The organism is Povalibacter sp., assembly GCF_036735925.1.
In the GTDB taxonomy this organism is placed as follows: domain Bacteria; phylum Pseudomonadota; class Gammaproteobacteria; order Steroidobacterales; family Steroidobacteraceae; genus Steroidobacter.
The window spans coordinates 25,907-31,958 of sequence record NZ_DAINNK010000057.1; the positions used below are offsets into that span (position 1 = coordinate 25,907).

5 protein-coding genes are annotated in these 6,052 nt (G+C 63.7%); 3 read left to right on the forward strand and 2 right to left on the reverse strand.

The window, feature by feature from the left end:
• Nucleotides 1-13: 13 nt before the first annotated feature.
• The 3 genes from V7D81_RS16485 to V7D81_RS16495 all read left to right on the forward strand — a co-directional run bounded on the left by V7D81_RS16485 (nt 14) and on the right by V7D81_RS16495 (nt 4,203).
• Nucleotides 14-1,453, forward strand: a complete 1,440-nt coding sequence (locus V7D81_RS16485) for a mannitol dehydrogenase family protein (protein WP_324318232.1) — start codon at nt 14-16, stop codon at nt 1,451-1,453.
• Between the two features lie 193 nt (nt 1,454-1,646).
• The gene (locus tag V7D81_RS16490) at nt 1,647-2,591 is read left to right on the forward strand and encodes an AAA family ATPase (protein ID WP_324318234.1); all 945 of its coding nucleotides are present in this window, start codon (nt 1,647-1,649) and stop codon (nt 2,589-2,591) included.
• A gap of 163 nt (nt 2,592-2,754) precedes the next feature.
• The gene (locus tag V7D81_RS16495) at nt 2,755-4,203 is read left to right on the forward strand and encodes a VWA domain-containing protein (protein ID WP_324318236.1); all 1,449 of its coding nucleotides are present in this window, start codon (nt 2,755-2,757) and stop codon (nt 4,201-4,203) included.
• A gap of 206 nt (nt 4,204-4,409) precedes the next feature.
• On the opposite strand, the gene V7D81_RS16500 is transcribed toward V7D81_RS16495, so the two are convergent.
• Nucleotides 4,410-5,327, reverse strand: coding sequence for an SPFH domain-containing protein (locus tag V7D81_RS16500; RefSeq protein ID WP_442958358.1), 918 nt, complete (start codon nt 5,325-5,327; stop codon nt 4,410-4,412).
• A 43-nt stretch (nt 5,328-5,370) separates the two neighbouring features.
• Nucleotides 5,371-5,805, reverse strand: a complete 435-nt coding sequence (locus V7D81_RS16505) for an NfeD family protein (protein ID WP_324318240.1) — start codon at nt 5,803-5,805, stop codon at nt 5,371-5,373.
• Between the last annotated feature and the right edge of the window lie 247 nt (nt 5,806-6,052).

The following is a 6,052-nucleotide window of genomic DNA, read 5'->3' on the forward strand; positions in this document are numbered from 1 at the left end:
ACAATGCCGCGCCATGCGACCCCGCCTCGGTAATGCCTCCCTCGCGTCCGTTCGCGGCGCGACGCTGCCCGGCTACGATCGCGCGGCCACGCGCGTCGGCATCGTCCACATCGGACCCGGCGCGTTCTTTCGCGCGCATCAGGCGTTCTATGTGGATGCGCTGCTGCATCGCGATCCGCGCTGGGCGATTTCAGCCATCGCGCTGAAGAGCGCAGGCGTGCGCGATGCGCTCGCGCCGCAGGATGGGCTGTACGTCCTCAACGAACTCGGCAGCGAAGCGCGCTTTCGCGTGATCGGCTCGATTCGCGAAGTGCTCGTAGCCACGGAGAATCACGCCGCCGTCTTCGAGCGGCTGACGGCGCCGGCAACGCAGTTCGTGACCATGACGGTCACGGAGAAAGGCTACTGCCTGAATGGCAATGGCGCCCTCGATGAGAGCCATCCGGATATCGTGCACGACTGGCAGGCGCCGCAGGCGGCGCGCAGTCTCGTCGGCGCGCTGACACAGGCACTGCGCCTGCGGCGCGCTGCCGGCACCGCTCCCTTCGTCGTGATCTGCTGCGACAACCTCGCCAGCAACGGCCCGACCTTGCGTCGCGCCGTGCTGGATTTCTCGGAACGGCTCGACCGTGACCTGTCTCGCTGGATCGAGGATGAGGTGTCATTCCCGCGCACGATGATCGACAGCATCACGCCGGCCACCGACGATGCGCTGCGTGCGCGCGTCGCCGAAGTCACGGGCGTCGACGATGCGTGGCCCATCCAGCGCGAAGTCTTTACGCAATGGGTGATCGAAGACCTGCCGGCGGTCCACGCAGCCGACTGGGCCAGTGTCGGCGTAACGCTGGCGAAAGATGTCAGTGTCTACGACCGCGCGAAGCTGCGGCTGCTGAACGGCGCGCATTCGACGCTGGCCTACGTCGGGTTGCTGCGCGGCCATACGACCGTACTCGATGCGATGAACGATGCAACGCTGGCAGGCTGCGTCGAACGACTCATGCGCGAAGACATCGCTGCGAGCCTCGCCCCCTCGCCCGGTCTCGATGTTCAGGGATACATAGACGATGTGCTGGGCCGCTTCCGCAATCCCGGCATCCGGCACCTGCTGTCGCAGATCGCCTGGGACGGTTCGAAGAAACTGCCGGTGCGCCTGCTGGGCACGATCAGCGATGCATTGCAGGCGCAACGATCGGTGGAACGGCTGGCGTTGCCGATCGCGGCGTGGATGCGGTTCGTCGTGCGGCAGTCGAAGCATGGCGTCGACATCGTCGATCCGGAAGCAAAGCGGCTCGCGGAACTGGGTCGTGCATGCAACGAGGATCCGGCACACGACACCGGGCTTTTTCTGGGGCTCGATACCGTGTTCGCGAAGGAGATCGCCGTGAATCCGGTATTCCGTCGCGCGATCGAAACGGTGTATCGGAAGCTGCAGACACCCCTGGCGCCACTGTGAATGTCGAACGCCTGACTCTATCTTCTGTGGGGCCGGCTTCAGCCGGCCTCGGAAGTCAGGCTGAAGCCTGACCTACAGGAAGAACCGGAAGCCGGTCTCGGAAGTCAGGCTGAAGCCTGACCCACAGGAAGACCGGGAAGACGGTGCTAAGCTGCAAGCCCGCTTCCGCAACCGGGCCCCGGGCCCTCTTCGCATGGTCGACATTCCCCAGATCGCCTCCTCCGTCGCATCGCTCAAGCAGTCGCTCGAAGCACATCGCTACATCTGCTCCGACCAGATCGCCACGGCGGTGTATCTCGCGTATCACCTGCGCAAACCCGTGTTGATCGAAGGCCCGCCCGGCGTCGGCAAGACCGAACTGGCAAAGACGACGGCCGCGATGTTCGAACTGCCGCTGATCCGCCTGCAATGCTACGAAGGACTCGACGAAGCGAAGGCGCTGTACGAATGGAAATACGGCAAGCAGCTGCTGTACACGCAGGTGCTGAAGCAGACGCTCGATGAGGTACTGCAGGGCGCGCGCGGCTTTGCCGAATCCGTGCGACGGCTGCACGAGTTCGGCGATATTTTCTTCTCCGAGGAATTTCTCGAAGCACGTCCGCTGCTCAAGGCGCTGCGTTCCGAGCACGGCTGCGTGCTGCTCATCGACGAGGTCGACAAATCCGATCACGAGTTCGAGTCGCTGCTGCTGGAAATCCTGTCGGACTACCAGGTGTCGATTCCCGAGATCGGCACCGTCAAGGCGACGCGCGAACCGCCGCTGGTTTTCCTCACCAGCAACAACACGCGCGAAATCTCGGACGCGCTCAAGCGCCGCTGTCTGCATCTCTACATTCCATTCCCGGACATCGGCCTCGAACAGCGCATCATTCACGCGCGTGTGCCGGAAATGCCCGCGCAGCTGCAGACGCAGCTCGTCAATTTCATCCACGCCCTGCGCGATCTCGACCTGAAGAAAGTCCCGTCGATCAGCGAAACCATCGACTGGGCGCGCACGCTGCTGCTGCTGCACGCCGACCGGCTCGATCCGGAACTGGTGAAAAACACGCTCAACGTGATTCTGAAGTTTCAGGAAGACATCGACAGCGTGCAGCCGGAAATAGGAATGCTGGCGAAGAAAGCGACGGAGGGAAGATGAGCGGGAGACAGGCGACAGGCTACAGGCGACAGTCAGAACGGCGGAAACCTCTGGCTGTAGCCTGTAGCCTGTAGCCTGTAGCCTGTAGCCTGTAGCCTGTAGCCTGTAGCCCGTAGCCCGTAGCCCGTAGCCCGTAGCCTGTACCCCTGTCTCCCGCAGCCCCATGCCCCGCCTCCTCACCACCTTCATCCGCGCGCTGCGCAACGCGGACGTGCGCGTCTCCACCGCGGAGACGCTGGACGCGCTGCACGCGGTCGAACTGGTCGGCTATCAGGATCGGGCACTGCTCAAGACCAGCCTCGGCCTGGTGCTGCCGAAGACGCAGGCGGAGAAGGAAATCTTCGATGTGACCTTCGATCAGTTCTTCGCGCATCGGCAGACTGCCCCGCTCGCGACCTCCGACGAATCGCAGCCGGCGGAAGAAGGCACCGATCAATCCGGCAATGGCAGCCAGCAGGGTCAGGGCGGCGGCGGCAATGGCGATCGCACGTCGGATGGCACCGCTACACAGCCAGGCGAAAAGACTTCGGTCGGCGAACTGCCGTCGGCGCAGTCAGCACTCGGCCAGCTGCTCATGCGCAGCAACCAGATGGAGATCGACCTCGCCATCAACGCGGCCGGCACGCGCGTGAACGTGCACCAGATCGAGTTCTTCACCCAGAAAGGCATCTACACCTGGCGCATTCTCGATGCGATGGGACAGCAGGACCTGCAGCAGGAGATTCGGGATCTCGAAGCGGCACACGAAGTACCGCAGCGACGCCTGGCGCAGGAATTGGGACATCGACGCGACTGGCTGCGCGAACAGGTGCGCGACTACGTGGAACGCCAGTTCCTGCTGCATGCCGACGTCACCGGCAAGCGGCTGCGCGGCGATCTGCTGCGCAACGTGCGCCTGGGTCGCATCGACATCGCGCATCAGAAGGCCGTGCGCGATCTGGTGCGCCGCATGGCGCGACGGCTGGTCTCGGCCTACTCGCGACGCCGCAAGGTGTTCAACCGCGGCCAGCTCCATGTGCCGCGCACGCTGCGACGGAACATGAAATACGACGATGCGATCTTCGACCTGCACTGGAAGTCGCAGAAGGTCGACCGCCCGAAGGTCTTCGCCCTCTGCGACGTCAGCGGCTCGGTCGCCAGCTACGCCGCGTTCATGCTGATGTTCCTGTACAGCCTCGATGAAGTCCTGCCGCGCGTGCGCTCGTTCGCGTTCTCCTCCGAACTGGGCGAAGTCTCGGATCTGTTTTCCGCCAACGAGCTGGACGACGCCGTCGCGTTGACCCTGCGCCAGTACGGCGGCGGCTCCACCGACTACGCACAGGCCTTCAGCGACTTCCGTCGCCTGTGCCTCGATGAGCTCGACAAGCGCTCGACCGTCATCATTCTCGGCGACGGCCGCAACAACAACGCCGACGCGCGTGGCGACATCCTCAAGGAAATCTACGACCGTGCCCGTCGGGTGATCTGGCTGAATCCGGAAGCACGCTCGCTATGGAATACCGGCGACTCCGAGATGCGGCATCTCGCGCCGTACTGCCACCAGGTGGAGGAATGCGGAACGCTGGCGCAGCTGGAGCGGGTTGTCAGCCGGTTGCTGCGGAGTGTGTCCTGAGAGGAAGATGTTTCACACGGAGTTCACGGAGAACACGGAGGTCGGAAGAGAAGAGGATTTCCACGGGGGAAGAATGGGAACACGGGGAGCACGGGGACAAGAAATTTTCTGTTCCGAACCCCCGTGTTCCCCGTGTCCCCCGTGGAAATTTTTCTTCTCTTCTTCGACCTCCGTGCTCTCCGTGAACTCCGTGTGAAATCCCGTTCTTAGCCCTTCGCGGACTGCTGCTTCACCACGCTCGTCGCCATCGCGATCATCGACGACAGATCGCTCAGGGTGGCGGGCACGATCAGCGTGCTCGATGCCTCGTCGGCCAGCTTGCCGAACTGCTTCACGTATTCTTCCGCAACGCGCAGCTGCATGGCTTCGATGCCGCCGCGACCGCTCAGGGCGTCGCCCACGCGACGCAGGCCTTCGGCGGTGGCCGTTGCCACGGCGAGGATCGCTTCCGCCTGGCCCTGCGCTTCGTTGATCTGCTGCTGGCGCTTCGCTTCCGATTCCTTGATGACGCGCTGCTTCTCGCCTTCGGCCTGGTTGATCTTGGCGTCACGTTCGCCTTCGGAGGTCAGCACGACGGCGCGCTTCTCGCGTTCCGCTCGCATCTGCTTCTCCATCGCGTGCAGCACGTCCTTCGGCGGGGTGATGTTCTTGATTTCGTAGCGCAGGACCTTCACGCCCCACGAGGCCGAGGCATGGTCCAGTTCGCTCACGACGTTGGCATTGATGGTGCCGCGCGCTTCGAACGTGCGGTCGAGATCGATCTTGCCGATCTCGCTGCGCAGCGTGGTCTGCGCGAGCTGGATGATGGCGAAGCGGTAGTTGGTGATGCCGTACGACGCCTTCGCCGCATCCAGCACCTGCAGGTACAGCACGCCGTCGACGCCGACCTGCACGTTGTCCTTGGTGATGCAGACCTGTTCGGGAATGTCGATGGCCTCTTCCTTGAGGTTGTGCTTGTAGGCGATGCGCTCGACGAACGGCACGAGGATATGAAATCCGGCCGACAGCGTGCGGCTGTAGCGGCCCAGACTTTCGACGACATACGCTGCCTGCTGCGGCACGACCTTGGCGGTCTTGGCCAGCAGGATGATCGCCAGTACCGCAATCACCAGAACCACATACATCGTTTCCATCAGGCCCGCTCCTCTCTTGCTGTTGTCTTGCGAATCACGACGCCCGCACCTGCAGCGTCAGTCCATCGACCTGTGCGATGGCCGCTTCGCGGCCGGCTTCGATGACGTGCGTATCGGCATTGCGCGCGGTCCACGACGAACCGCGATAGTCGACGCGACAGCTCTGGCCCGGTTCCAGCCGCACCGGCACGAGCACGCGGTCGCCCACGTTCAGGCGCTCTTCGACATGGCCGCTGCGGGCGCGCACCAGCTGGTAGAGCCGGCGGCGGAACGCCACCATCGTGACGACGGCGAGGACGGAAAAGATCAGCCATTGCGCCCAGTCGGGCGTGGCGACGCCGGCCAGTCCGAACAGGCCGACGACGACGGCGGAAATACCGAGGAATACGAGGTAGAACTGTGCATCGATGACGAACATCTCGACGCCGAGCAATCCCACACCGAGTATCAGCCAAGCCCACCACGGCATATCGACACCCCCTTTGTCTTCATGGCATCCGCGCGCCGGCAAGCATACAGAAAGGTCGCGGGCCTGGGCCCGGGCCACCGGCGAATCGCGGTGCGCTGCCGGCGGACTATACTCGGCGCCCCTCACATCACTGCAAAGAGCACGTCATGAGCGATGATTCCCGCAACGGTCTGCAACTTCGATCCCTCATCACCCGCGGCGGCGAACTGCGGCTGTCGCTGCAGCAGGTGCCGACCTCCGAACCCGC